The 26,872-nt window shown below is 60.8% G+C and carries 24 protein-coding genes; 16 read left to right on the top strand and 8 right to left on the bottom strand.

Annotated elements, in window-relative coordinates; all coding sequences use genetic code 11:
* Nucleotides 1-32: 32 nt before the first annotated feature.
* Together xth and erpA are read right to left on the bottom strand one after the other, a co-directional pair.
* Nucleotides 33-830 carry an exodeoxyribonuclease III gene (gene xth / locus NYR50_RS06700; protein WP_418137167.1) on the bottom strand — a complete coding sequence of 266 codons (798 nt, stop codon included), beginning with the start codon at nt 828-830 and terminating at the stop codon, nt 33-35.
* A gap of 301 nt (nt 831-1,131) precedes the next feature.
* Nucleotides 1,132-1,464 carry an iron-sulfur cluster insertion protein ErpA gene (gene erpA, locus NYR50_RS06695; RefSeq protein WP_010971818.1) on the bottom strand — a complete coding sequence of 111 codons (333 nt, stop codon included), beginning with the start codon at nt 1,462-1,464 and terminating at the stop codon, nt 1,132-1,134.
* Between the two features lie 214 nt (nt 1,465-1,678).
* Between erpA and NYR50_RS06690 the strand changes: the two genes are divergently transcribed.
* The 13 genes from NYR50_RS06690 to NYR50_RS06630 all read left to right on the top strand — a co-directional run bounded on the left by NYR50_RS06690 (nt 1,679) and on the right by NYR50_RS06630 (nt 17,601).
* On the top strand, nt 1,679-2,896 hold the full coding sequence (locus NYR50_RS06690; protein WP_418137166.1) for a deoxyguanosinetriphosphate triphosphohydrolase: 1,218 nt from the start codon (nt 1,679-1,681) through the stop codon (nt 2,894-2,896).
* 74 nt (nt 2,897-2,970) lie between these two features.
* A complete protein-coding gene (gene argS, locus NYR50_RS06685; RefSeq protein WP_418137165.1) occupies nt 2,971-4,728 on the top strand; it encodes an arginine--tRNA ligase in 1,758 nt (585 codons plus the stop codon).
* Between the two features lie 66 nt (nt 4,729-4,794).
* On the top strand, nt 4,795-7,827 hold the full coding sequence (locus NYR50_RS06680) for an SPOR domain-containing protein (RefSeq protein ID WP_418137164.1): 3,033 nt from the start codon (nt 4,795-4,797) through the stop codon (nt 7,825-7,827).
* A 262-nt stretch (nt 7,828-8,089) separates the two neighbouring features.
* Nucleotides 8,090-9,106, top strand: coding sequence for a beta-N-acetylhexosaminidase (gene nagZ, locus NYR50_RS06675; RefSeq protein ID WP_418137163.1), 1,017 nt, complete (start codon nt 8,090-8,092; stop codon nt 9,104-9,106).
* Nucleotides 9,107-9,164: 58 nt separating this feature from the next.
* Nucleotides 9,165-10,010 (top strand): segregation and condensation protein A, encoded by an 846-nt coding sequence (locus NYR50_RS06670; protein WP_418137162.1) that lies wholly within the window; start codon nt 9,165-9,167, stop codon nt 10,008-10,010.
* A complete protein-coding gene (gene scpB, locus NYR50_RS06665) occupies nt 10,003-10,737 on the top strand; it encodes an SMC-Scp complex subunit ScpB (RefSeq protein WP_418137161.1) in 735 nt (244 codons plus the stop codon). The genes NYR50_RS06670 and scpB overlap by 8 nt, the downstream gene beginning before the upstream one ends.
* A 130-nt stretch (nt 10,738-10,867) precedes the next feature.
* On the top strand, nt 10,868-11,080 hold the full coding sequence (locus NYR50_RS06660) for a twin-arginine translocase TatA/TatE family subunit (RefSeq protein WP_006314389.1): 213 nt from the start codon (nt 10,868-10,870) through the stop codon (nt 11,078-11,080).
* A 53-nt stretch (nt 11,081-11,133) separates the two neighbouring features.
* Nucleotides 11,134-11,874 (top strand): Sec-independent protein translocase protein TatB, encoded by a 741-nt coding sequence (gene tatB / locus NYR50_RS06655; RefSeq protein ID WP_418137160.1) that lies wholly within the window; start codon nt 11,134-11,136, stop codon nt 11,872-11,874.
* Complete coding sequence (gene tatC / locus NYR50_RS06650; protein WP_418137159.1) at nt 11,871-12,674, top strand: twin-arginine translocase subunit TatC; 804 nt, start codon at nt 11,871-11,873, stop codon at nt 12,672-12,674. The genes tatB and tatC overlap by 4 nt, the downstream gene beginning before the upstream one ends.
* A 99-nt stretch (nt 12,675-12,773) precedes the next feature.
* A complete protein-coding gene (serS, locus tag NYR50_RS06645) occupies nt 12,774-14,057 on the top strand; it encodes a serine--tRNA ligase (RefSeq protein WP_418137158.1) in 1,284 nt (427 codons plus the stop codon).
* 209 nt (nt 14,058-14,266) lie between these two features.
* The gene (gene surE, locus NYR50_RS06640) at nt 14,267-15,037 is read left to right on the top strand and encodes a 5'/3'-nucleotidase SurE (RefSeq protein ID WP_174008628.1); all 771 of its coding nucleotides are present in this window, start codon (nt 14,267-14,269) and stop codon (nt 15,035-15,037) included.
* A complete protein-coding gene (locus NYR50_RS06635; RefSeq protein WP_035215918.1) occupies nt 15,034-15,687 on the top strand; it encodes a protein-L-isoaspartate(D-aspartate) O-methyltransferase in 654 nt (217 codons plus the stop codon). The genes surE and NYR50_RS06635 overlap by 4 nt, the downstream gene beginning before the upstream one ends.
* Before the next feature lie 345 nt (nt 15,688-16,032).
* Nucleotides 16,033-17,601, top strand: a complete 1,569-nt coding sequence (locus NYR50_RS06630; protein ID WP_174008627.1) for a peptidoglycan DD-metalloendopeptidase family protein — start codon at nt 16,033-16,035, stop codon at nt 17,599-17,601.
* Nucleotides 17,602-17,697: 96 nt separating this feature from the next.
* Here NYR50_RS06630 and mobB read toward each other — a convergent pair whose 3' ends face one another.
* The 5 genes from mobB to moaA form a co-directional block, all read right to left on the bottom strand.
* Entirely contained in the window at nt 17,698-18,213 is a 516-nt protein-coding gene (mobB, locus tag NYR50_RS06625) for a molybdopterin-guanine dinucleotide biosynthesis protein B (protein ID WP_418137156.1), read from the bottom strand.
* The gene (gene mobA / locus NYR50_RS06620; RefSeq protein ID WP_418137155.1) at nt 18,210-18,866 is read right to left on the bottom strand and encodes a molybdenum cofactor guanylyltransferase MobA; all 657 of its coding nucleotides are present in this window, start codon (nt 18,864-18,866) and stop codon (nt 18,210-18,212) included. The genes mobB and mobA overlap by 4 nt, the downstream gene beginning before the upstream one ends.
* On the bottom strand, nt 18,863-20,062 hold the full coding sequence (locus tag NYR50_RS06615; RefSeq protein ID WP_418137154.1) for a multidrug effflux MFS transporter: 1,200 nt from the start codon (nt 20,060-20,062) through the stop codon (nt 18,863-18,865). Before NYR50_RS06615 ends, mobA begins: the two co-directional genes overlap by 4 nt.
* A 1-nt stretch (nt 20,063) precedes the next feature.
* A complete protein-coding gene (locus NYR50_RS06610) occupies nt 20,064-21,032 on the bottom strand; it encodes a DMT family transporter (RefSeq protein ID WP_418137153.1) in 969 nt (322 codons plus the stop codon).
* Between the two features lie 168 nt (nt 21,033-21,200).
* On the bottom strand, nt 21,201-22,250 hold the full coding sequence (gene moaA / locus NYR50_RS06605) for a GTP 3',8-cyclase MoaA (RefSeq protein ID WP_418137151.1): 1,050 nt from the start codon (nt 22,248-22,250) through the stop codon (nt 21,201-21,203).
* Between the two features lie 132 nt (nt 22,251-22,382).
* Between moaA and NYR50_RS06600 the strand changes: the two genes are divergently transcribed.
* From NYR50_RS06600 to NYR50_RS06590, 3 genes are all read left to right on the top strand, one after another.
* Nucleotides 22,383-22,751, top strand: a complete 369-nt coding sequence (locus NYR50_RS06600; RefSeq protein WP_080808588.1) for a gamma-butyrobetaine hydroxylase-like domain-containing protein — start codon at nt 22,383-22,385, stop codon at nt 22,749-22,751.
* A 137-nt stretch (nt 22,752-22,888) separates the two neighbouring features.
* Complete coding sequence (locus NYR50_RS06595; protein ID WP_418137150.1) at nt 22,889-24,697, top strand: monovalent cation:proton antiporter-2 (CPA2) family protein; 1,809 nt, start codon at nt 22,889-22,891, stop codon at nt 24,695-24,697.
* Between the two features lie 51 nt (nt 24,698-24,748).
* Nucleotides 24,749-25,357: a pyridoxamine 5'-phosphate oxidase family protein gene (locus NYR50_RS06590; RefSeq protein ID WP_418137149.1), complete on the top strand. Its 609-nt coding sequence runs from the start codon at nt 24,749-24,751 to the stop codon at nt 25,355-25,357.
* A 209-nt stretch (nt 25,358-25,566) separates the two neighbouring features.
* Here the strand turns inward: NYR50_RS06590 and NYR50_RS06585 are convergent, their stop codons facing one another.
* Entirely contained in the window at nt 25,567-26,637 is a 1,071-nt protein-coding gene (locus NYR50_RS06585) for a diguanylate cyclase (RefSeq protein WP_418137148.1), read from the bottom strand.
* Nucleotides 26,638-26,872 lie beyond the last annotated feature (235 nt).

The following is a 26,872-nucleotide window of genomic DNA, read 5'->3' as shown; positions in this document are numbered from 1 at the left end:
CGGGGCGGCTTTTCCCGCCCGCAGACGTCCCGTCAGTTGACCGGGCTGAAATCGAAATAACCGCAGACCGGCACATGGTCGGACGGTTTTTCCCAGGCCCGAACATGTTTTTCGATCTCGACCGAGTGCAGCCTGTCGGCTGCCTCCGCTGACAGCATCAGATGATCGATGCGGATGCCATTGTTTTTCGGCCATGCGCCAGCTTGATAATCCCAGAAGGAATAAAGTCCTGCCGCGTCGGTCGTCGCACGCGCGGCGTCAGTAAAGCCCAGATTTTCCAGTTTGCGGAAGGCCGCCCGGGTCTTCGGCAGGAACAATGCGTCGCCTTCCCACACACGTGGGTCGTGGCAATCAAAGGGTTCGGGAATGACGTTGTAGTCGCCGGCAAGGATCAGCGGCTCTTCCATGGCGAGGCGATCTTCCGCAAAGCGCCGCAGGCGCTCCATCCAGGCAAGCTTGTAGGGATATTTGACCGGATCGTCGGGCGGATTGCCGTTTGGCAGGTAAAGCGAGCAGACGCGGATCGCGCCGCCTTCCACGGAAAACACGCCTTCGATGAAACGGGCCTGTTCATCGGCATCATCGCCCGGCAGGCCACGATTGACCTCGTCCGGCTTCACTTTCGAGAGCAGGGCGACGCCGTTAAAACCCTTCTGGCCGTGGGTTTCGATGTGATAACCGAGCGCCTCAATCTCCAGCCGGGGAAAACCCTCGTCGACCGACTTGATTTCCTGAAGGCAGACGATGTCAGGCGAGGAGTCCTTCAGCCACTGGCAGAGGTTTTCGATACGCGCCTTGACGCCATTGATGTTCCAGGTGGCAATCTTCATCGGAGTTTCCCTTTTGTGGGGGTACTTTTACCCGATGCAAAACCGATTGCTACCGTTTTTGGAAGGTGGTGGCGAGGATGTGGTGGAAAGCGATGAGAATGGCGGAGTTCTCTCTTCCTTCATTCCTGTGCTTGTCACAGGAATCCAGCCAGCCAAAGTCCTTGGGCTGGAAAAGACTCTCTCGCCGCGCAGACGCGCGTCGGCTGGATCCCTGTGACAAGCACAGGGATGAGGGAGGGGAAAAATGGCGAGCTACTTAATACCGGAAGCGTTTGACGCACGGTCCGCGCGTCATTCCTAATCAAATGGAAAAGCTCGTCCCGCAGCCACAGCTGGCCACCGCATTGGGGTTCTTGATCTGGAAAGACTGGCCCAGAAGATTGTCGACGAAGTCGATTTCGGAGCCGGCCATATAGATGACCGACATGCTGTCGATCAGCACTTTGGCGTCGCCACGGGCGATCACGATGTCGTCATCGGCCGGGTTTTCGGCCAGATCGAACTTGTAGGAGAAGCCCGAGCAGCCGCCGCCTTCGACGGAGACGCGCAGCGCCTGTTTGCCGGCATCGGCGGCGACGATCTGCGCGATTCGCTTCGCCGCTGCTTCCGAAAGGGTAATGTCGCTGTTTTCCATGTCGTTTCTCCTGCCGGGGTCAAGAACCGGAGAGCAATAATCTCGTTGCCACCATTATAAACCGGTCAAATTAACGGTCTATAGCCTGTGGAAGGCGGTCCACGCGGCGATGACGCTTTGCGCTGACCTCTGCGATAGGTATGAAGGGTGAATGAAAAGGTCAATGGCCGAGCCCAAAAGGATGCCACGGCCGGAGAAGACAACAGGTGAATGTATGATCATAGACCAGCGCGCATTGGGTTTCGGAAGTGGGGAGAGGGCGGTGTTCGCCTCGGATCCATGGACGACGCGCGGGCGTCTTTTTCCCGAAGCCGGAAGCCTCACCCGCTCGGAATTCCAGCGTGACCGGGATCGCATCGTCCACACAACGGCCTTTCGCCGCCTGAAGCACAAGACGCAAGTCTTCATCAGCCCTGACGGCGACCACTATCGCACGCGGCTTACCCACACCATCGAGGTGGCGCAGATCGCAAGGGCGCTCGCCCGCGCGCTGAAGCTGGACGAGGATCTGGCCGAAGGCGTGGCGCTGGTGCATGATTTCGGCCACACGCCATTTGGTCATACCGGGGAAGACGCGCTGGATGCGGTTTTGCTGCCCTATGGCGGTTTCGACCACAATGCCCAGTCGCTGCGCATCGTCACCAAGCTGGAGCGCCGTTATGCCGAATATGACGGCATCAACCTGACCTGGGAGACGCTGGAAGGCCTCGTCAAGCACAATGGCCCGCTGGTGGATGCCAAGGGGGAGGGGATAAAAGGGCCGGTTCCGCTGCCCATCCTCGAATATTGCGAGTTGCAGGATCTCGAGATCGGCAGCTATGCCAGCCTTGAAGCGCAGGTGGCGGCGATTGCCGACGACATCGCTTATAATACCCACGATATAGATGACGGTCTGCGCGCCGGTTATCTCACCTTCGAGATGCTGGAGGAAGTGCCGTTCCTGAGCAAGCTGATGGCCGAGGTGCGGGGTAAATATCCCGTGCTAGACAAGGAGCGTTTCGCCAACGAAATCATGCGCCGGCAGATCACCCATATGGTGGAAGACGTGATTGGTGTCGCGCAGCAGAATCTCGCCCGGCTCAAGCCGCAGAGTGCGGCCGATATCCGCGCCGCCGATTTCACCGTCGCGACGTTTTCGCCCGAAATGGCCGAAACCGACCGGCAGATCAAGAAGCTGCTGTTCGGCCATATCTACCGCCATCCGGAAATCATGCGCATCCGCGCCGGCGCCACGCAGATCGTCACTGATCTTTTCCACCGTTATATGGAAACGCCGGCGGAGATGCAGAGCCACTACTGGGTGGACAGCATTTCCGGCATGAGCGTGGCCGCGAAGGCCCGGCATGTGGGCGATTATCTGGCGGGCATGACCGACAGTTATGCACTGCGCGCCCACCAGCGGCTGTTTGACCACACTCCCGATTTGCGATAGGGCAGCGGGCGATCGCGAAGCCACCCGGTTATGACGACCGAGACAAACAGAAGCCCTTCGCGCAGGTTGGAACGATGAACATTTTTGCCGATTTCGATACCAGGATCAAAAACGCGCTCGAGACCCTCGATCTCGTGAAAGAGAACCGCGAAAAGGTCGATTTCAGTCGAATTACCGTCGAATCCCCGCGTGATCTCAGCCATGGCGATGTCGCAACCAATGCAGCCATGGTGCTGGCGAAGCCTCTTGGCACCAATCCGCGCGCGCTTGCCGAACTTATCGTGCCTGCACTCCAGGCGGATGGCGATGTCGACGGCGTCAATGTCGCGGGTCCCGGCTTCATCAATCTCAAGGTTTCCGTCGGTTACTGGCAGTGTCTGTTGGCCGACATGATCGGGCAGGGCGTCGATTTCGGCCGCTCCACCGTCGGCGCCGGCCAGAAGATCAATGTCGAATATGTCTCCGCCAACCCGACCGGCCCGATGCATGTCGGCCATTGCCGTGGTGCTGTCGTGGGTGACACGCTGGCGAACCTGCTTGCATTCGCAGGTTACGGCGTCACCAAGGAATATTACATCAACGATGCCGGCTCGCAGATCGACGTGCTGGCCCGTTCCGTCTTCCTGCGTTACCGCGAGGCGCTGGGCGAGGATATCGGCTCCATTCCGTCCGGTCTCTACCCCGGTGATTATCTCGTTCCGGTCGGCCAGGCGCTGGCGGATGAATTTGGCATCAAGCTGCGCGCCATGCCCGAAGAAAAGTGGATGCCGATCGTCAAGGACAAGGCGATCGACGCGATGATGGTGATGATCCGCGAGGATCTTGCGCTGCTCAATGTGCGGCACGACGTGTTCTTCTCGGAGCGCACGCTGCATGAGGGCAATGGCGGCCCGATCCTTTCGGCGATCAACGATCTCACCTTCAAGGGCCATGTCTACAAGGGCACGCTGCCGCCGCCGAAGGGCGAATTGCCTGACGACTGGGAAGACCGCGAGCAGACGCTGTTCCGCTCTACGGAAGTGGGCGACGACATGGACCGCGCGCTGATGAAGTCGGATGGTTCCTACACCTATTTCGCCGCCGACGTCGCCTACTTCAAGAACAAGTTCGACCGTGGTTTTTCCGAGATGATCTATGTGCTCGGCGCCGACCATGGCGGTTATGTGAAGCGGCTGGAAGCCGTCGCGCGCGCCGTCTCCGAAGGCAAGTCGAAGCTGACGGTGCTGCTCTGCCAGCTCGTCAAGCTGTTCCGTGACGGCGAGCCGGTGAAGATGTCGAAACGCTCCGGCGACTTCGTGACGCTGCGCGATGTTGTCGACGAAGTGGGTCGCGATCCCGTGCGATTCATGATGCTCTATCGGAAGAATTCCGAGCCGCTGGACTTCGATTTCGCGAAAGTGACCGAACAATCGAAGGATAATCCGGTCTTTTACGTGCAATATGCGCATGCCCGCTGCAAGTCGATCTTCCGTCAGGCGCAAGAGGCGTTTCCGGGCCTTGCGCCGTCTGCCGAAGACATGGCGGCGTCTGTTGCTTTAATTAGCGATATCAACGAGTTGCAGCTGGTTGCGAAGCTCGCCGAATATCCGCGCCTGATCGAATCCGCGGCCCTTTCGCATGAGCCGCACAGGCTTGCTTTTTACCTCTATGATCTCGCCGGTTCCTTCCATGGACACTGGAACAAAGGCAAAGACCAGCAGGAATTACGTTTTATTAACGATAAAAACCGAGAATTGAGCATTGCCAGACTCGGGCTGGTGAATGCTGTCGCGAATGTTTTGAAGTCCGGCCTTACGCTTTTAGGAGCGGACGCACCTGACGAAATGCGATAACATATCACCATTATTTGCTCACAATACGCTGGCAAGAGCTGCAATGCGTAGATGGTGGAACACGTAATGGTCGAAAAAAATGTCGCGTATAACCGGGACGCCCGGTCCGAAGGCTTCGCTGACAACGATCCTCTGGCAGAACTGGCGCGTATCGTCGGCTTTGACGATCGTCCTTCGCATGCGGGTTCCGAGGTCCAGCCACGCGCTGCATCGCCGGTCGTCCGCCGCGAACCCGAATTCAATCTCGAAGACGAGCTGCTTCGTGAATTTGAGGTTTACGATGCGCCGCACGCCGATCCGGTCGTTCTTGATCCGGCAAACGATGTTCGTGCGGGCATCCACCCCACCGACTTCATGCAGCGCGTCGAGGAGGTTTTCGCCCGTCGCGAGCCCGAGCTTGCGCCAATGGCCGAACCCACGCCGCAGCCGCAGGTGAGGCAGGAGCCGCTTCCCGAGGTCGATCAGGCCTATATCCACAATTACGTCGAAACATCCGGACAGCAGGATATTCGCGCGGATTTCCGTGACGACGCCGGTGCGGTGGCGGAAGTTTTTGATGTGCATTCGCGCCAGCCGCGCGCTGCCGAGCCGGTTGTCTATCAGCAGGCCGCCCCGCAGGTCGCCCCCGAGCTTGCATGGGAAGAGCCGCAGGCCATCGAGCCGTCCCAGCCTGAATGGCATGCCATGCCGGAACTCCCGGCCGATGTTTCCAGCAATATTTCTGCCGATGCTCACGCCTACGCACCGGAGCCGCAGGCTTTCGATCTCGCTGACGAGGTGGAGAGTGCCGTTGCGGAAGCAGCGCCCGCGCCGGTTTCGGTCCGTCCTCCGTCGCATGGCGGCCGTTCTTCGCTGGAATTTTCCAGCCTGAGGCTGCCGCTCGCCAATTTCGGCGCGCGCCGTGATGTTTCGGCCGTCGATCCGCGACGGGTCGAACCGCGATCCGAACTTTACCCGGCTGCGTCGCGGGTTGAACCGCAGGTCGAGCCCGCTCCTGCTGTTGTTCAGGCCGAAGAGACCGCACCATCCTTTGCCCCGTCGGTCGCCGAGGTGTTCACGCCTGCCGCAGAACCGCTGGCGCCGGCAATTGCCGAGAGGCCGGCCGCAAAAAATCTCTCGCCGATGGATGAGCTGATTTACGGCGTTGCGCAATATTCCATTCCCGAGCGCGGTGAGGCGCAGCCCGTCAAGACCGAACCCGCGGCTCCGGCTGCGAAAGTCGAGCCGCCTGTGTTTACCGCAGCGCCCGCGAAGGCAGTAACAGTTGCCGCCGCCGCGCCCGCGTCGCCCATCGAGGAACCGGATTTCGCGGATTTCGCCGGCTTCAATGATGATGATTTCGAGCTTGCGCTTGATGATCTCGACCTTGATCTGGATCTTTCCGAAATCGCCGAGGCGGAGGTTGCACCCGCGCCGCAGCCCGTGCGTCCGCAGCCTGCCGCGCCGATTGCTGCTGTTGCGCCGCAGCCGGTGAGGCACGAGCCTGCGCCGCAGCCGCGCCCCGCGTCCGTTGTTGCCGCCGCTCCGATCGCCGCAGCGCCGGTCGTTGCCGCTCCGGTTCAGCCGCGCCCTGTTGCCGCGCAGCCGGCCGTGCCGCAGACGCTGGAAAGCCTGCCATTCGATCCGTCGCAGATCGGCGAGACGGAAGAGCATCCGGAAACCATCATCGAGATGGATGTGCCGGAACTGCCGGTCGGGGTTTTCGAGCCCAAGCCGGCCGCTCGCCGTCACGAGGAAGATCTCGATATCGATACCGAGCTTGCGACGCTGTTTGCGCCCGCAGTCGCCGGTGGTCTTGACCGTCACAAACATGCGGAAAACCGCGGTGCCGCCCAGGCGCGCCCTGCGCCGGCTCCGGAAGAGGCCGATGAGTTCGAGCGGGCGCTGGAAGAGGATTTCCGCCGCTCCATGCAGGAGGCTGCCGCTTCCCGTGGCAATGCCCCCCGCGATGCCGAAACCTATGTCGATCATCAGGCCGCCTATCGCGATGAGGATGAACGCGGTGGTCGCCGCTGGATCATGCCGGTGGCAGCTGCAATCGGTTTGGTGCTGATCGGCGGCGGCGTTTACGCGCTGGTGTCAGGCGGTTCGTCGGGCACCGGCTCGAATGGCGCGCCGGTCATCATCTCGGCTGACAATGATCCGATGAAGGTCGTACCGGAAAATCCGGGCGGTCGCGTCGTACCAAATCAGGACAAGGCGGTTTATGACCGCGTGGCCGGCGGCGCCGCTGCTGATCCCAAGCAGCCGGCGCTGATCTCCAGCAACGAAAAACCGGTCGATGTGGTTCAGCGCACGCTGATCCCCGAACAATTGCCGCTGGAAGGCGAAAACGACGCGGATATGGAAGCAGCCGGCACGCCGGTTGGCGAGACCGAGGATCCGCGCCTGCTTTCGCCGGAAGAAAAGGCCTCACAGAACGAGGGCGCTGGTGCCACAGGCGTTTCGCCACGCAAGGTCCGCACCATGATCGTCAAGCCTGACGGTACGCTGGTGGCGCAGGAAGTCGATGCACCGGCTGCCCAGCCGCCAAAGGCCGACAAGGTCGCGGAGCTTGCAGCACCCCAGGCCGCCAAGCCGGGTGAGGGCGCTCCCGCCGTCATCGCCGCTTCGCGGGTTCCGGTGGCGCCGGAGCAGGCTCAGCCGCAGGCCAACACGCCTGCCGCCGCCAAGCCGTCTACGCAATCGGCAGCACCGCTTCCGGCGGCGCGCCCGTCCTCGCAGCCTGCCAATGTGGTGGCAACGGTGACCAACCAGGGCAATGTCCGCCCCGCGACGACCGCTCCTGCCCAGCCGCAGGCTGCACAGCAGCAGACCGCAGCGGCAACACCCGCTGCGACCAGCACGCCGTCTGCCGGTGGTTATTATATCCAGATCGCCTCGCTGCCGAGCCAGGCCGAAGCCCAGAAGTCCTACCAGAACATGTCCGCCAAGTTCGGCTCGGTCATCGGTGGACGCGGCGTCGACATCAAGGCTGCCGAAATCGCCGGCAAGGGCACGTTCTACCGCGTCCGTATCCCGGCCGGCGACAAGAACGAAGCCGTGGCGCTGTGCGAAAAGTTCCGCTCAGCCGGTGGCAGCTGCCTGGTCGCGCGGTAATAGAGACGCGCCGGGGGGAGTACCCCCGGCGCTGATTGTCTAACAACAGTGACGGAGCACCTAACCTCCGTCATGCCGGACTTGATCCGGCATCCAGCCACGGCGCGTCTGCGCCGTGAGACGAGTCTTATGCGATCAAGGACTTGATCGCGCTGGACCCCGGCTCGGAGGCCGGGGTGACGAACGTTAAACGTCGCCGCCCTCGCACCGGCCGAGGAGCAGGCAAAGTTCTTCCCATCTATTCCAAGACAGGCGTGATACCATGACCGATTGCAAAGCTATGATCCTCGGATGCAGCGGGCTTTCGCTGACTGCCGACGAGATCGCCCTTTACCGCGGCGAGCAGCCCTGGGGTTTCATCCTGTTCGGGCGCAATATTGGCGAGCCGCAGCAGATCACCGATCTCGTCGCCGCGATGCGTGATGCCGTTGGACGGCCGGACGCGCCAGTGCTGATCGATCAGGAAGGCGGACGCGTTCAGCGCATCAAGCCACCGATCCTGCAGGCCTATCCGAATGCCCGCATTCTCGGTGAAATTTACGAGCGCGACCGCGAAGAAGGCCTGCGCGCCGCCTGGCTGATGTCGCGCCTGCATGCCTTTGACCTGATGAAATTCGGCATCAATGTCGATTGCCTGCCGGTGCTCGACGTGCCGGTGGAAGGCGCCAGCAACGTCATCGGTAACCGCGCTTATGGCTACTCGCCGACCATGGTAGCCGAGATGGGGCAGGCGGCGGCCGACGGGCTGAAGGCGGGCGGCATGCTGCCTGTCATGAAACACATGCCAGGCCACGGTCGCGGCATGGTCGATTCGCACCACGAACTGCCTGTAGTCGATGTGCCGCTTGATGAGCTGGATGCCCGTGATTTCGTGCCGTTCCGGGCCCTGAAGCATGAATTGATGGCGATGAGCGCGCACCTCGTCTTTAACGCCGTCGACCGCGAGCGGCCGGCGACGACGTCGAAGAAGGTGATCGATGAGATCATTCGCGGCCGCATCGGTTTTGACGGTCTGCTGATGTCCGACGACAGCTCCATGAATGCGCTGAAGGGCACGCTCGGCGAGCGGGCTGCGAATATTGTTGCGGGTGGCTGCGATATAGTCTTGCATTGCAATGGCGTGATGGGTGAAATGCTTGAAGTCGTGAAGGAGGTTCCCGTTCTTTCCGGCCGTTCGCTGGAGCGGGTGCGGGCCGTGGAAGCGGGTTTTCCCGCCGCCGACCCGTCTGACGAGGCGGAACTGAGAGCCGAATTCAACGCCATGTGGGCCGTTTCCTGACGATCGGGCGGCGGTCGTCCACTCGGGATCACAGGCCGGACATCCGGCGGATGGAACAATGGCCGCAGACAAGTCTCGCAATTCAACGCCGATGGACAAGCTCTGGCAGGATGTGACGCCGGAGCGGCTGACGGGCGAGGCCGGGCTGGTCATCGATGTCGCGGGTTTTGAAGGCCCGCTCGATCTGCTGCTGCACCTTGCCCGCACCCAGAAGGTTGATCTGTCGCGCATTTCGGTGCTGGCGCTTGCCGAGCAATATCTGCAATTCGTGGAAAGCGCACGCCGCGTGCGCATCGAGCTTGCGGCCGATTATCTGGTCATGGCGGCCTGGCTCGCCTTTCTCAAATCCAAACTGCTCATTCCGCAGCAGGCGAAGGACGACGGCCCGTCCGGCGAGGAAATGGCGGCGACGCTGGCCTTCCGGCTCAAACGCCTGGAAGCGATGCGCGAGGCGGCGGAACGCCTCGTCAACCGTGCCCAGCTTGGCCGTGATGTCTTTGCCCGTGGTGCCCCGGAGCATATTCCGCATATCAACCGTTCGGCTTACGAGGCGAACCTCTACGACCTTCTGAGCGCCTATGCCAATCTGCGGCAGAGGCAGGCCATCACCCAGGTCACGATCGAAAAACGGCAGGTCTGGTCGCTGGTGGAGGCGCGCGAGCTTCTCAACAGTCTCCTCGGAGATGTCGGTGAATGGACGGTGCTCGATCAATATCTGCTGCAATATGTGCCCGATCCCGCCATGCGGGTGACGGCCATCGCCAGCGCCTTTGCCGCCTCGCTGGAGTTGGTGCGCGAGGGATCGCTGCAAATCCGGCAGGAGGGCGCTTTCCAGCCCCTCTATATGCGCCGTGGCACAAGGGACGACCGTGCGGTGAATGCCGAGAGGGCTGACAGTGATTGATAACGATGAGACAGCCGAAGCAACGATCGTGACAGATGGGGTGGGAATAGAACCCACCGTATTTTCCGAACGCCAGCTGAAGGAGGCCGAGCGGATCACAGAAGCGCTGGTTTTCGCCTCGGCCGAACCGGTTTCCGTTGCTTTTATTGCCGAGCGATTGCCGCGCGGCATGGATATTGTCGCCATTCTGCACCGGCTCAAAGCTGCCTATGGCGAGCGTGGTGTCAATCTCGTGCAGGCGGGCGGGCAATGGGCGTTCCGCACGGCGGGTGATCTTTCCTTCGTCATCCGTACGGAGGAGAAGGAACCGAAGAAGCTGTCACGCGCGGCGCTGGAGGTTTTGGCGATTATCGCGTATCATCAGCCGGTGACACGCGCCGAGATCGAGGAAATCCGTGGTGTGCAGACCTCACGCGGCACACTCGACGTGTTGATGGAGGCAGGCTGGGTGCGTTTCCGCGGTCGTCGGCGTACGCCGGGCCGGCCGGTGACGATCGGCACCACGGTGGAGTTTCTCGATCATTTCGGCCTTGAGGAGTTACGGGATCTGCCGGGCCTTGAGGAACTGAAGGGAGCGGGGCTGCTTTCGGGCCGTATACCGTCCAATTTCGGCGTGCCTCTGCCGATGATGAGCGACGAATTGCGTGAGGATGAAGACCCGATCACGCAGCTCGATCTGGAGGAACTGGGCCTCCTTGCGCCGGGTGGCGGCGATGGTGACGATTGATATCGTCATAGGCCCACGGGATACACGCGAAAAGTTTATGGGCACGGCCCGTCGCAGTGACGATTTGTCGTTTGAAAAAGCCTTTCAAACGTCTTACATCGTCTGAAAGCGAAATTCAGGAGTTGCAGTTATGGGTTCTTTTAGTGTGTGGCATTGGCTCATCGTGCTGGTGATCGTTCTCGTCCTCTTTGGACGCGGCAAGATTCCGGAATTGATGGGTGATGTCGCCAAGGGCATCAAGAGCTTCAAGAAGGGCATGGCTGACGAAGACCAGACGCCGCCGCCGGCCGATGCCAACGCGAATGCCAAGACTGTCGACCACAAGGCTGACGAGATCAAGTAAGCGGCCTGTTCCGTTTGTTGTGAGACTGGCGTTCGGGTCTCGGGAGCATATTGATGTTAGATATCGGCTGGAGCGAGCTTCTGGTGATTGCGGTCGTGCTGATCGTGGTTGTCGGACCGAAAGACTTGCCGCCCATGATCCGCGCCTTCGGCAAGACGATGGCCGGCCTTCGCAAGATGGCGGGGGATTTCCGCACCCAGTTCGATGAGGCCCTGAAAGAGGCCGACATGGACGATGTGCGCCAGACCATCTCCGATGTCCGCAATCTCAACCCGACCAACTCGCTGCGCGATGCGATGAACCCGCTTCGCCAGCTTGGCAATGAGATCAAGTCCGATCTGCAGAAGGCGACGAGCCCTTCCGATGGGCTGTCGTCCACCGCAGCACCGGCCACGAGTGAGCCTGTTGCGCCGCTGGTCAGCGTGCCCGAGCCGGATATGAAGCTTCCGGATACGCCGCCAGTCGTCGTCGCAGCACCGGCTCCAGTTGCCGCAGCCGCGGTCGCGGCAGAGAAACCGAAACGCGCACGGGTGAAATCGATTGCCACCGTCGAGGCCGAAGCGGTTGCCGCCACGCCGAAACGTGTGAGCCGCAGCAAGGCCGTGGCAACGCCGGAAACCACCGTCGCCACCAATGCCGGTGAACCGGCCGTCCCGAAGCCGACCGTAAAGGCCGTCGCCAAAAAGGCGACCGTCAAGAAGATCGCGGCCGAAAAATCCGTGGCGGTGGCTGATGCGAAGCCGGTAAAAGCGGCGAGAACCAAGGCTGCAAAGCCCAAAAAGGATGAAGCATGAGCGGGGATACCGAGGACAAGCCGCAGCCGCTTATCGAACACCTGATGGAACTGCGCACGCGGCTGATCTGGTCGCTCGGCGCGTTTTTTATCGCCTTCATCGCCTGTTTCGCCGTCGCCAAGCACCTCTTCAACCTGCTTGTCCTGCCTTATAAGTGGGCTATCGGATGGGCCGGTCTTGATGTGTCGAAATCCGGGCTGATCTATACCGCGCCGCAAGAACTCTTGTTCACGGAGATTAAGGTCGCCATGTTCTCGGCGTTGGTGATCTCCTTTCCGGTGATCGCCTCCCAGCTCTACAAATTCATCGCTCCCGGCCTCTATAAAAACGAACGAGCGGCCTTTTTACCGTTTCTGATCGCTTCGCCGATTCTGTTTTTGATCGGCGCCGCGCTGGTTTATTTTATGTTCATTCCTATGATGATGTGGTTCTTCATCGGAATGCAGAGATTGCCAGAGACAGGCGAGGTGGCGATTTCGCTGGTGCCGAGGGTGTCAGAATATCTAAGCCTCATCATGACGCTGGTTATGTCCTTCGGTCTGGTATTCCAGTTGCCGGTCGTCACCACGCTTCTGGCGCGCGTCGGGCTTCTGACCAGCGACTGGCTCAGGGAAAAGCGCAAATTCGCCATCGTCATGGCCTTTGTGGTCGCCGCCGTGCTGACGCCGCCGGACCCCATGTCCCAGATCGGTCTTGCGCTGCCTGCGATCATTCTCTACGAGATTTCCATCTACATGGCTCGACTCGTGGAGAGGAAACGTGCGGCGGAATCCAAAAGCACGGAGCTGGAAGAGACCTGATTTTTCTGAAGGTCTCACCGCTCAAAAAATCCTCGCGCCGGGTTCATTCCCGGCGTTTTGCTGTAAAACGCGACGATGCAACAACGGTCTGGAACGACGATGCACGACATTAAATGGATACGCGAAAACCCCGAAGCTTTTGATGCGGCCCTTGCACGGCGCAGCGTAGAGCCCGCGGCGGCAGGTCTGATCGCTCTCGATGAAAAGCGCCGTTCCGTCATCCAGTCCCTGCAGGACATGCAGTCCCGCCGCAATGCCGCCTCCAAGGAAATCGGCGCCGCCATGGCGCAGAAGAACATGGAACTGGCGGAAAAGCTGAAAGCCGAAGTCGCCGACATCAAGGAAAACATGCCGCGCGCCGAGGAGGAGGACCGTCAGGTCTCCGCCGAGCTGAACGACGCCCTGTCGCGCCTGCCGAACATGCCCTTCAACGATGTGCCTGACGGCAAGGACGAGCATGACAATGTGGTGACCCGCGTCACCGGCCAGAAGCCCGGCTGGAACCACGCGGCAAAGGAACACTTCGAGATTGGTGAAGCGCTCGGCTACATGGATTTCGAGCGGGCGGCCAAGCTCTCCGGTTCGCGTTTCACGGTGCTGACCAGCCAGCTGGCGCGCCTGGAACGGGCGCTCGGCCAGTTCATGATCGACCTGCACACCCGCGAACACGGCTATACCGAAGTCTCTTCGCCACTGATGGTGCGTGACGAGGCGATGTTCGGCACCGGGCAATTGCCGAAATTCGCCGAGGACCTGTTCAGGACCACCGATGGCCGCTGGCTGATCCCGACGGCGGAAGTGACGTTGACCAACCTCGTATCGGGCGAAATTCTCGAGCAGGAAAAACTGCCGCTGCGTTTCACCGCGCTCACACCGTCCTTCCGTTCGGAAGCGGGCTCGGCCGGACGCGACACGCGCGGCATGCTGCGCCAGCATCAGTTCTGGAAGTGTGAGCTTGTCTCCATCACCGATGCGGAAAGTGCCGTTGCCGAGCATGAGCGCATGACGGCCTGCGCCGAAGAAGTGCTGAAGCGTCTGGGCTTACATTTCCGCACCCTGACGCTCTGCACCGGCGATATGGGCTTTGGCGCCCGCAAGACCTATGATCTGGAAGTGTGGCTGCCCGGCCAGAACACCTATCGTGAAATTTCCTCCTGCTCGGTCTGCGGTGATTTCCAGGCGCGGCGCATGAATGCGCGTTATCGCGGCAAGGACGACAAGGCGACGAAGTTCGTGCACACGCTGAACGGCTCCGGCACGGCTGTCGGCCGCTGCCTGATCGCGGTTCTCGAAAATTACCTGAACGACGACGGTTCCGTCACAATTCCGGACGTGCTGCTGCCGTATATGGGCGGTCTGACGCGGATCGAGAAGGCGGCTTGAAGGAGCGCAGCGTTATTGGAAGGGCGAGTTCTGCCAATTACGCCGACGTCATCCTCGGGCCCGTCCCGAGGATCTGCAACCTGTCGATTTATTGAGACGTGATTAGATCCTCGGGACAGGCCCGAGGATGACGTTGAGAGAACTGCACACTTCACCGCCGGAGGAGAGGATGCTCCGTCCCTGAAGACATAAAGAGCGGAGAGAGAAACATGCGGATTTTGCTGACCAATGACGACGGTATCCATGCCGAGGGTCTGGCGGTGCTGGAGCGTATCGCCCGCACGCTGTCTGACGATGTCTGGATCGTTGCGCCGGAAACCGACCAGAGCGGTCTCGCACACTCGCTCACGCTTTCCGAGCCGCTGCGGCTGCGCAAGGTTTCCGACAAGCATTTCGCGCTGCGTGGCACGCCGACCGATTGCGTCATCATGGGTATTCGCGAAGTCCTGCCGGAAAAGCCCGATCTCGTGCTCTCTGGCGTCAATGCCGGCGCCAACATGGCCGATGACGTGACCTATTCCGGCACCATTGCCGGCGCCATCGAAGGCACGCTGCAAGGCGTGCGCTCCTTCGCGCTTAGCCAGGCCTTCAGCCACGGCGAAGGCCGTGTCGTGCCGTGGGAGGTTGCCGAGACCTATGCGCCGGATCTTCTGAGCAAGCTGATGAATGTCGATCTGCCTGACGGCACCTTCCTCAACCTCAATTTCCCCAATTGTGCGCCAAAGGATGTGCAGGGCGTGTCAGTCACCGGGCAGGGCAAGCTCGATTTCGGCCTGACGGTGGAAGAACGCCAGGATGGTCGTGGTCTTCCTTATTACTGGTTACGCTTCGGCGAACGCCTCGGTACCTTCCGCGAGGGCACGGATATCCACGCTTTGAAGCACGGCAAGATTTCGGTCACGCCGCTTAAGCTTGACCTGACGGACTACACGGTCAAGGATCGGGTTGCGCAAGCGCTTGGATTCGGAGTCGCCGATTGAAATCTGCCATGGTCGAAAAGGAAGGTTTTGCCGCTCTCGTTCTCCGCCTGCGGGGCGAGGGGATTTCCGATCTCGACCTGTTGACGGCGGTTGAGCAGACGCCGCGTTCCAAATTCGTGCCGCCGCAATTTGCGGCCGACGCCTATTCCAGCCGCACGATCCCGATCGACTGCGGTTCCTTCATGGAAGGCGCGGACATGGCCGTGAAAATCCTTGCCCGCCTGCAGCTCAAACCCGGCCAGCGCGTGCTTGAGATCGGCACCGGCAGCGGTTTCATGACGGCGATCATCGCGCGCCGGGTGGAGCGGGTGTTTTCGCTGGAGCGTTACAAGACGCTGGTGCAGCAGGCGCAGAACTGTCTCGACGATCTTTCCATCCGCAACGTCGTCATCCGCCAGGCGGATGGCAGCAACGGTCTGGTGGGTGAGGGCACCTTCGACCGTATCGTCTCCACCGCCGCCTTCACCACTATGCCCCGCTTCTTTGCCGAGCAGATCGTTTCCGGCGGCATGATGATCGCGCCGATCATCCTGGAAGATGAGCGCTGCGTGATGACCCGCTTCTCCAAGACCGGCAGCCGCTTCGAGAAGGAAGAGCTGTTCGAGACGCCGTATCTGCCACTCGGCAGCCATATTGCGCGGCATTTGTGACGAAATGAAAATTTTGAAGGCAATTCATTTTTGTCTTCTAATGTTCTGAATTGTCGCAACTATCTGATTTTCAATATCATTATTGTCTCGACATGACGCATCCAGTTTTCGTCATGGTTATCGAAGTGTCAAAAAAGCGCTGAGCGGCTTAACGTTTTAACGGCGTGGTAACACTAACGCGCTTTAATCATAAACATCGACGCATGGTTTTCCCCACCTCGGGAAATGGGCCTTGCAAGAAGTGAAATTTGTGCCGGGTCGATCTCGATGCGGCGGGTTGGCGTCAGTGTAGATCGAGTCATGCGTATGAGACATTCGTCTAAAATCGGAAAATCAGTCGCAAAAATGTTCGCAGCGGCATTGCTGGCAAGCGTCGCAACGGGCTGTAGCTCGGATGCAACGCGGTTCAGCGGCCTCTTTTCCAGTGGACCGGATCGGATGACAACGGCGTCAATTCCAGCCCGTCAGGGCGGCGGTGCTTATGGGCAGGCCCCGGTTCCGCAGGGCGACATGAACGGCGGTTACGCCTCTGCCGCGCCGCAGGGCGGATACGCCAATCAGAACATGGCGGGCAATTCCTATCCGCAGCAATCCGGTGGTTATGGCGGCGTTCAGCCTTCGACCGCCCGCGCTTCGGCCTCGCCGGTGCAGCGCTCCGAGCTGTCGGCGCCGACGGCGGTGGCAAGCCGCGATCCGTCGACCCGCAACGAAGCCATGGCCCAGCCTTTCCCGTCGGCCCAGCGCCCAGCCGCGCCGTCTCTTGCGGCACCTGCCCGGCAGGCCGCCGCGCCAACCGACAATCTGACGACCGCGACGGTTCGTTCCGACAAGAACGGCTGGCACACGGACGGCGCGTCTTCGGTCACGCTGCGCCCCGGCGAAAGCATTGCGACCATTTCCAACCGCTACGGCGTGCCGGAAAAGGAACTGCTGCGGGTCAATGGCCTGAAAACCGCGTCTTCGGCGCAGGCTGGCCAGTCGATCCTCATTCCGAAATTCGGTCAGGCCCGCAACGCCGCCAAGGATGCCGCCGGCAATATCGCTCTCAACCGCAATGGCGACCAGCCGACACCGCTGCGTGCCCCGGATGGGAATGTGGCCGTGCTGCCGTCGCAGGCCGCCGCCCGTGACAAGCTTTCCGCCGAAGCCGGCAAGCTGACGCCTCCGGGCGGCAAGCCGCTGCCGCCGACCGGTGGTTACAAGGTTCAGCCGGGCGACAGCCTGGCCAAGATCGCCCGTGCAAACGGTGTCTCGGTTGCCGCTCTCAAGGCCGCCAACGGCATTTCCACCGAAAGCATTCGTGTCGGCCAGACGCTCAACATGCCGGGTGCCGGCACGGATGCAATCAAGACCGCCTCCGTTCCTGCCAAGGAAGCTGCTGCAGTCAAGGCCGTCGAAACCGCATCGGTGAAGCCCGAGCCCTATAAGGCCCCGGCTGCTGCTCCCGCCACCTCTGTGCCCGCAACACCGGCCACCGCCAGCGTCAGTGATATCGAGAAGAAGGCCGACATGGCGTCCGTCGCTCCGGAATCCACCGGCATCGGCAAATATCGCTGGCCGGTTCGCGGCGCGGTCATCAACAATTTCGGTGACAATGTCGAAGGCAGCCGCAATGACGGCATCAACATCTCGGTTCCCGAGGGCACGCCGATCAAGGCCGCTGAAAACGGCGTGGTCATCTATGCCGGCAACGGCCTGAAGCAGCTCGGCAACACGGTGCTGGTCCGCCATGACGACGGCAAAGTCACGGTTTACGGCAACGCCGCCAATCTCGACGTACAGCGCGGCCAGAAGGTTCAGCGTGGCCAGACCATCGCCACATCAGGCATGACTGGCAGCGCCAAGCGTCCGCAGGTTCACTTCGAAGTTCGCAAGGATGCGACGCCGGTGAACCCATCAGGTTTCCTTGAATAGGTATTGCGTTCTCAAGGAATGATGAAGCCGGGTGATGAGCCCGGCTTTTTCATTTTTATTGTCGGCTCGGTAATCGTCCCCCAGTTCCAGGGGCAATTATCCCCTCACCAATCCAACCGTCCTCTCGATGAAATCGGCAATGGCACCTGTATCATCGAGATCAAAAACGGGCAGGGCAGTGTCCGCCACCTCATGATCTGCGGCAATCGCGACGATATGCGGGTCGAGCGGCGCGAGCGGTTCGGTTTTTGCCGCTTCCAGTCGGCGCGCCTCGATCTTCGGCACGGGCTCGTATTTGTAACCCTCGATCAGCACCAGATCGCAGGGGGCGAGGCGGGAGAGGATGTCCTCGAACGAGGGCTCCGGTTCGCCGCGCAGCTCATGCATGATGGCGAAGCGGGTGCCGGAGACGATGGTGACCTCGTGTGCGCCGGCCTGGCGGTGACGCCAGCTATCGGCGCCGACCTTGTCGATATCGAAATCATGATGGGCGTGCTTGATGGTGGAGACACGGTAGCCACGGGCCGTCAATTCGGTGACGATGCGCACCGCAAGCCCGGTCTTGCCCGAATTTTTCCAGCCGGCAATGCCGAAGACCTTCTGCTTGCTCATGTTTCCATAGTCTCCAGATGGCTGCGCGCCAGCGCCAGTTCATCCGGCGTGTTGATGTTGAAGAACGGGTCAAGGCTGCCCCTGGCCGTTTCCAGCGGCGGGAACGCCACGCCGATGGTGACGTGGCGGGCGAGGAAGGCACGGATGCGGCGGTTTGTATCGTTCTTCAGCCAGTCCTCGAGATCGTCGGCAAGCGCCACCGGCCACAGTGCGAAGACGGGGTGAAGCTGGCCGCTGGAGGCGGCGATGATGATCGCATCGTCCGAGAGGTGCTCGCAAAGCCGCGCCACGAGATCGTCGGGGAAAAACGGGCAGTCGGCGGGCGCTGTCAGGAAATGGCCGCCGGCGGCCTCGCTATCGCGAAAATGCCGCATGCCGGCAAGAACGCCCGCAAGCGGCCCGGCATGGCCGTTCAGCGTATCTGGCAAAAGCGGAAGGCCGAACCCTTCTGCCCAGCTGCCTTTGTCGGTGATGGCGGCATTGATGGTGACGTCTGAGACCTGCGGTGTAATGCGGCGGATGACATGGGAAAGCAGCGGCGCATCGCCCAGCGTCACCATTGCCTTGTTGCTGCCCATGCGGCGCGAGAGCCCGCCGGCCAATATGAGACCAGGGGGCACGAGACCGGGTATTTTTCGGGGAGGGGCGATCATTGCCGCTGTTCCTGCAGCCTTACGACATAGGTGGTGAGAAGGGCGACAAGGCCGGTCGCCAGTATCACCATAAGAAGCGGCCAGGTTCCGTCCTCCTTGGACAGGACCGAGGAGGCGAGCACCGAAAGCGCCGCCCCGCCGCCGATGGTCATGGCGCCGCCCAGCCCGGAGGCGGAGCCTGCCAGATGCGGCTGGACGCTGACCATGCCGGCATTGGCGCTGGGCAGCGTGACACCGTTACCAACGCCGATCAGGGCAAGCGGCACGAAAAACGCATAGGCGCTTTCGGCCCCGCCCGTTATCAGCGCGATGGCGGTGACGATGCCGGCGATGGCGATGACATTGCCCGACAGCATCATTCTGCTGATGCCGATCTGGCTGGCATAACGGCCGGAGACGAAATTGCCGAGCATGTAACCGCTGGCCATGAAAAAGAACTGCAGCCCGAGCATGGCGGGTGTCAGCCCGTAAAGCACGCTGCCGACGAAGGGCGCGCCGCCGAGGAAGGAAAAGAACATGCCTGACGAGAAGGTCGAGGTCAGCGCATAACCCCAGAACAGCGGCGAGCGCAGAAGCTCCGGCCAGGCGTGGAACTGCTGCGAAAAGCTCGCCGACTTGCTTTGATTGGTTTCGCCGAGATCGAACCAAGCGAGCACCAGAATGCCGGCGCCGAGAAGCGCAAGCAGCGCAAAGCTGGACTGCCAGCCGGAGAAGTCGTTCAGCAGCCCACCGACGGTGGGGCCAACCATCGGCACCACGGACATGCCCATGGTCACATAACCGATCATCGAGGCGGCCTGCTCCATCGGCACCATGTCGCGCACGATGGCGCGCGCGAGCACGAAGCCGGAAACCACGGCCGCCTGCGCCACGCGCCCGATCATGAAAACGGTGATATCGGAGGCCAACATGCAGACCAGCGTGGCGGCGATCATGATCGCGATGCTGGCCAGCATCACAGGACGGCGGCCGAAGAGATCGGAGAGCGGGCCGATGACCAGTTGCAGCAAGGCGGTGGCGGCAAGATAACCCGACACGGCAAATTGCATCACCGCGTAATCGATCTCGAAATAAAGCGCCATGGCGGAGAGCGAAGGCAGGAACAGGTTCATGCACAGCGCCGCGACGCCGGCGATGACCACAAGCGTGATGATGTGGGGCGGGGTGGTGCGGTCGAGGAAACGGCTGCTCTTCATGTTATTCTCCAGCCTCTTCCGTTACGGTAGCTTTCGTAACGGAAGCCGGTCGTACCGTGGTTGCGGCCGTGGGTGTCGCGGCCGCGCGCTTGGCCATCTGCGAGCGTTTGCGCAGGCTTTCGCGATAGAAGGTATAAAGGCCCGAACCGATGACGATCATGGCGCCGATGATGGTGTAGCTGTCGATTTTTTCGTTGAAGAAGAACACACCGATCATGAAACCCCAGAGCAGGCCGGTGTAACGGAAGGGTGCGACGAAGGAGATTTCGCCTGTTCGCATCGACAGGATGATGGCCTGATAACCGACCATCACCAGAATGGCCGAACCGGCCAGATGCGACACGATCGTAAAATTCATCGGCTGCCAGCCGCCGAATGGCACGATCAGAAGTCCGCCCACCGCCATGTTGACGAAGGCGGTGATGACGGTGATGGCGAGCGAGGGCACATCGGCATACATTTTCCGGGTCAGGAGATCACGCGCGGCGGTGACGGCGAGCGATGCGACGACCAGCAGCGCGCCCGGGGTGAAACCTTCAGGACCCGGCCTGATGATGACGAGCACCCCGATGAAACCGACGATGATGGCCACCCAGCGCCGCCAGCCGACCGGCTCGCGCAGGAAAAGTGCAGCCCCCAGCGTCACCACCAGCGGCAGGGATTGCAGGATGGCCGATGCGTTGGAGAATTCAATGAGGCCGAGCGCCGTCAGATAAAGCACGGCGGCTGTCACCTCGCAGAGACAGCGCAGGATGATGATGGGCCGCAGCAGGGTCTTCAGCGGCCGCAGCGCCCCGAAATGCCGGGCGGCGATATAGATCAGCACCACGGTCATGATACCGCGCACGAACATGATCTGGCCGGTATTGATGTAGGGGGTGACGGACTTCGTGAGCGCATCATTGGCCGTGAAGCTTGCCATTGCGAGCGCCATGAAAAGTGCGCCGCGCGTATTGTCCGTCAATGCCATTCCCAAATATCCCAGACCATGCGCAGTATCCCGCCGCCCTTGCCGGGCGAAGTGGGCAGCCTCCCAGGCACGACCACGCATTCCTCCATGCATAGAGACGTGGCACGGTAGAGCTGGCAATTCAACCGTTTATATGGGTGGGTGGACGAGAAAGAAGTTCAGCCGGCCTCAGCCGCCAGTCACGCTCATATGGCGGGAGACGGCGGGACGGTTATGGGTGCGATCAATGATGAAATCATGCCCCTTCGGCTTGCGCAGCAGGGCTTCATCGATGGCGGTGGAAAGATAGGCGTCGCTGTCGGAGGCGCGCAGCGCCGTGCGCAGATCAGCGGCATCGTCCTGGCCGAGACACATATAAAGCGTGCCGGTGCAGGTGAGGCGAACGCGGTTGCAGCTTTCGCAGAAATTATGGGTCATCGGCGTGATGAAGCCCATCCTGCCGCCGGTTTCCTTCACCGTCACGTAACGGGCGGGGCCGCCGGTCTGGAAGTCGCTGTCGACAAGGGTGAAGTTCTGTTCGAGATCGGCGCGCAGCTGCGAGAGCGGCAGGTAGCGGTCGGTGCGGTCTTCCTCGATTTCGCCCATCGGCATGGTTTCGATGACGGTAAGGTCCATGCCGCGGCCATGGGCAAAGCGCATCAGTTCCGGCATTTCGGCGTCGTTGAAATCCTTCAGAGCCACAGCGTTGAGCTTGACCTTGATGCCCGCTGCTTGCGCGGCATCGAGCCCTTCCATGACTCGGTCGATATCCCCCCAGCGGGTGATCTGGCGGAATTTATCCCGGTCGAGCGTATCGAGCGAGACATTGATGCGGCGCACGCCGCAATCGGCAAGTTCGGCTGCGAATTTCGCAAGCTGCGAGCCGTTGGTGGTCAGCGTCAATTCATCGAGCGTGCCGCTTTGGACATGCCGACCAAGGTTCCTCACCAGCGACATGATGTTCTTGCGCACCAGCGGCTCGCCGCCGGTCAGCCGCAATTTGCGCACGCCGCGCGTTATGAAGACGGAACAGAGCCGGTCGAGTTCTTCGAGCGTCAGCAGGTCCTTCTTCGGCAGGAAGGTCATTTGCTCGGACATGCAGTAGGTGCATCGAAAATCACAGCGGTCGGTCACGGAGACGCGCAGATAGGTGATGGCGCGGCCGAAAGGGTCCACCATCGGGGCGTTGTTTTCCGTCAGGGTTTTCGCTTTTTCAAGCGAGCCGGAAAAACTGTTCACGTCTCCATCCTCACCGCGTCACGCGCCGGACACACGGGGCCGACTATGTGGCTTATAGCTGATGTAGTGGCTTGCCTATCGTGAGGCAAGTCCGTAATTCTGACGCATATGACGAGCCTGCGGAAGTGAAAAATGAGTGATGCCTGGCCGACCGAGCTGCTTGTGTCGAAAGACCGGCGGGAATTGACCGTTTCCTTCGACGATGGAAGCATTTACCGGCTTGGCGCCGAGATGTTGCGGGTGCTTTCGCCCTCGGCGGAAGTGCAGGGCCACGGGCCGGGACAAAAGGTCACGGTGCCCGGCAAACGCGATGTCACGATCCGTTCGATGGTCGCCACCGGCAATTATGCGGTTCGCATCGTTTTCGACGATGGCCACGATAGCGGCATCTACACCTGGAAATATCTGAAGGAGCTGGGTGAAACCGGCGACGCGCTGTTTGCCGATTATGAGCGGCAGCTTGCGGAGAAGGGCTTGAGCAGGGAGCCGCGCTTCCGGTAGAGAAAATACCGGGGGAGGCACCCTCGCCGTGGCTGGATGCCGGATCAAGTCCGGCATGACGGCGGAAATCTTCTTACGCATTGCGGATAATCAGGCGAGGGCAAAGCTCTCGTCTCACTATTAAAACGGGGTGGCGTGTGGCTGTAGAAGCGAACGGAAATGATCTGGCCCAGGTGGTCGTGCTGTTGGCGGCGGGCGTTATCGCCGCGCCGATCTTCAAGCGCATCGGCCTCGGCTCGGTGCTGGGTTATCTGGCCGCCGGCCTCGTGATCGGGCCTTATGGCCTCGGTTTCTTTTCCGATTCGCAGGCTATCTTGCATGTCGCCGAACTGGGCGTGGTGATGTTCCTGTTCATCATCGGTCTTGAAATGCAGCCGTCGCGATTGTGGTCGATGCGGCAGGATATTTTCGGGCTCGGCGCATTGCAGGTTCTGGTCTGCATGGGTGGCCTGACGCTGGTGGGTGTCAGCCTCGGTTTTCCCGTCATCATGTCCTTCGTTGCCGGTACTGGCTTCGTGCTGACCTCGACGGCGATCGTCATGCAGATGCTGCAGGAACGCAACAGCATGTCGAGCCTGAAAGGGCAGCGCATCGTCGCCATCCTGCTATTCGAGGACCTCGCCATCGTGCCGCTCTTGGCGCTCGTCGCTTTTCTCGGTTCGGGTGGGGAACATGTGACCGCCTCCGAGCGCTGGCTTTCGATCGGCATCGCGCTTGCCGCTGTCGGTGCACTCATCCTCGCCGGGCGTTATCTGCTCAACCCGTTCTTCCGCCTGCTGGCGGCCTCCGGCGCGCGCGAGGTGATGACAGCCGCGGCGTTGCTGGTGGTGCTGGGGTCGGCACTGCTAATGCAGGTCAGCGGTCTTTCGATGGCCATGGGGGCGTTTCTGGCCGGCGTGCTTTTGTCGGAATCATCCTTCCGTCATCAGCTGGAGGCGGATATCGAGCCGTTTCGCGGCATTCTGCTCGGCCTGTTCTTCCTTGGCGTCGGCATGGCGATCGACCTTGCCGTCATTGCCGCCAACTGGCAGCTCGTGGTCGTCAGCGTCGCGGGCTACATGCTGCTGAAAGCCTTCCTGATCTATGGCGTGGCGCGGGCGCTCGGCACCACGCGGCGTGAAAGCCTCGAGCGGGCGGTGCTGATGGCGCAAGGCGGCGAATTCGCCTTCGTGCTTTATTCCGCCGCCGTCAGCGCCGGCATTCTCGACCGGGAGGCCAACGCCATTCTGACGGCGACGATCATCATTTCCATGGTGCTGACGCCGCTGATGGTCATCCTGCATGACCGGCTGGTGCCGGCGGCGGTTCCCAATACCGACGATCTCGATGTGCCTGAGAATGTCGAAGGCAGCATTCTGCTGATCGGCTTCGGGCGTTTCGGCCAGATCGTCAGCCAGCCGCTTCTGGCGCGCGGTTATACGCTGTCGCTGATCGACAAGGATGCCGACTTCGTGCGCGATGCGGCGGAGTTCGGCTTCAAGGTCTATTATGGCGACGGATCGCGGGCGGAAATCCTGCATGCGGCGGGCGCCAGCACGGCGCGGGCCGTGCTTATCTGCGTTGATGACAAGGACGCGGCCGTGCGGATCGCGGAAATCGTCAAGCATGAATTCCCGCTGGTTCCCGTGCTTGCCCGTGCCTATGACCGCGGCCATGCGATCGATCTTCTGAAGGCTGGCGTCGACTACCAGATTCGCGAGACGCTGGAATCAGCCTTGAATTTCAGCGAGGAAGTGCTGGGCGCCATGGGCGAGGAGCGGGAAGACGCCGCCCGCCTGGTGGAGGAATTCCGCGACCGCGACGAGGAGCGTTTCGCCATGGAAGTCGTCGGCGGCATCTATGCCGGCCGTTCGCTGATCCGCGGCAATGCCCAGCCGGCCGATCTCGTCGCCGCGCGCACCGCGCGCGAGCGGGCGGAACGGGAAAAGGCGGAAGCGGAAGAATAGGGGATTGCGCCTTTCGGCGGCGCGGGGTGATTTCGAGGGATTGGAACTGACATGACCATCATTCGCACGGTTGAGGAACTGAATGCCATTTATGACGGCACGAGCGAAGCCTCGGTCGCCAAGGTGACGGCCACGCTGACGGCGGAATACCGGCAGATGATCGAGGCATCGCCCTTCCTCGCGCTGGCGACGGTGGGGCCTGAAGGCATGGACTGTTCACCGCGCGGCGACAAGGGTGGCGTGGTGCGGGTGGCCGATGACAGGACCGTGCTGTTGCCGGACTGGCGCGGCAACAACCGCGTCGATTCGCTTCTGAACATCGTGCGTGACCCGCGGGTGGCGCTGATGTTCCTGATCCCCGGTTCGAATACGACCATGCGCATCAATGGCCACGCCGTGGTTTCCGTCGATACGGAGTTGCTGCAGAGCTTCGAGATGGACGGCAAACATCCGCGCACCGTCATCGTGGTGACGATTGACGAGGTCTATTTCCAATGCGCCAGGGCGCTGATGCGCTCGGAACTGTGGAACCCCGCCAATTTCGTAGACCCTGCCTCGCTACCGACACCCGGCCTGCTCCTCAAGGCGGCGAAGGCGGAGTTCGATCAGGAAACTTATGATCGGGAATGGGCGGTGCGGGCGGCGAAGACCATGTGGTGAGGCATCAATTGCCGCAGCAACAGGTTGGCACTTAAAGGGCATGCACTTGTGTCACCCCGCCCTCATTCCTGTGCTTGTCACAGGAATCCAGTCGACGCGCATCTGCGCGGCGGGAAGAGTCTTCTCAGCCCAAGGACTTGGTCTGGCTGGATTCCTGTGACAAGCACATGAATGAGGGCGTCAACGGAACGGCTGCTGCCCTCTAATTTTCACGTCCGATAAATCAGCCAGTTCTTGCCGGTATAATTGTTCTGCATGCCGTCCTCGTAAAAGACGGAACGGTTCCGGCCGGTTTCCTTGGCGTGGTAGAGCGCCGTATCGGCATGGCCGTAAAGTTCGCTGGGATTGGTGGCGCGTGCGGCTGATGCGAAGCCTATCGAGATGGAGACCGTGCCGTAATCGGCACCTGATCTCGAATTGCGGAAGGGTGTGCTTTCCAGCGACAGGCGGATGCGCTCGCACATCACCATCACCTCTTCCGGCGTGTTTCCGTCCAGAATGATGGCGAATTCCTCGCCGCCGCTTCGGGCGACGAAACCATCCTTGCGCACATTGGCGCGGATGACGGAGGCGACGGTGGCGAGAATCTTGTCGCCGACCGGATGGCCGAAGGTGTCGTTGATGCGCTTGAAGTGATCGATATCCAGGAGGACGAGCGTGGTATATTGCAGGCCGATGGAGCTGTCATAAACGGAGGCCAGCCGGTCGTCGAAAGCGCGCCGGTTGGAGAGGCGCGTCAGCGAATCCGTGTTGGCGATGCGTTTATATTCATCGAGCTCAAGGCGCACCTGATGCATTTCCTCGGCATGGCGGTTGACGTCGTTGAACGTCTTTTCGCCATCGATGATTTTCGAGCCGGTGGCATCGGCCAGCAGTGAAATCGCATTTCTCAGAATATTGTTGCTGGCGGCGTTCTTGTCATCGATGCGCTGGCGCGTTTCGCCGAGAATGCGGTTGTAGTTCTCGATGGAGGATTGTTCGCGCTTCAGCGTGCCCAGCAGCGCCTCCAGTTCGCGCCGCAGTTTGTCCTGCGCGTCGTCGATGGAGCGGTTGGGATTGCCTTCGCCGTAACGCGATGACAGCTCGTCCAGATCCTCCTGCGTGACCCGGTTGCCAAGCGCCGCCAGATCTTTCGTGAGCGCCGGGTTCGAGCCGATATAGGCTTCGTAAAACAGACTATAATTACGCGGGATCGGCGAAACACCCATGCTCCGCATGGCATAGGCAATCTGCCCGGCAATGTCGGGCCCCGTGGTTTTGGGCGTGGATGCCGTGTTCATCAAGAAACTCCAGTGAGTCTGCTTATCGACTATGATTATTATTACACGAGCTGTTTTGGAAAGCTTAATTTATGGAAAACTAATTTCTGTTCCCTGAAATTTCTTTTTCGTCGATTTTTATCTTATTTAATTGATAATAATAAGTAATTTTCATTTTGTAGGATTTCCGTAGTTTTTGTCTCTACTGTTCGTCTTGGTGCCAGTATCGCATTTATTCTGTCAATCCCAATAACAG

The sequence above is a fragment of the Agrobacterium sp. El2ro-1b genome, assembly GCF_048298475.1.
GTDB classification, from domain to species: Bacteria; Pseudomonadota; Alphaproteobacteria; order Rhizobiales; family Rhizobiaceae; genus Agrobacterium; species Agrobacterium fabrum.
The sequence above is the reverse complement of the archived record's forward strand: the minus strand, read 5'-3'. Positions and strand labels throughout refer to the sequence as shown.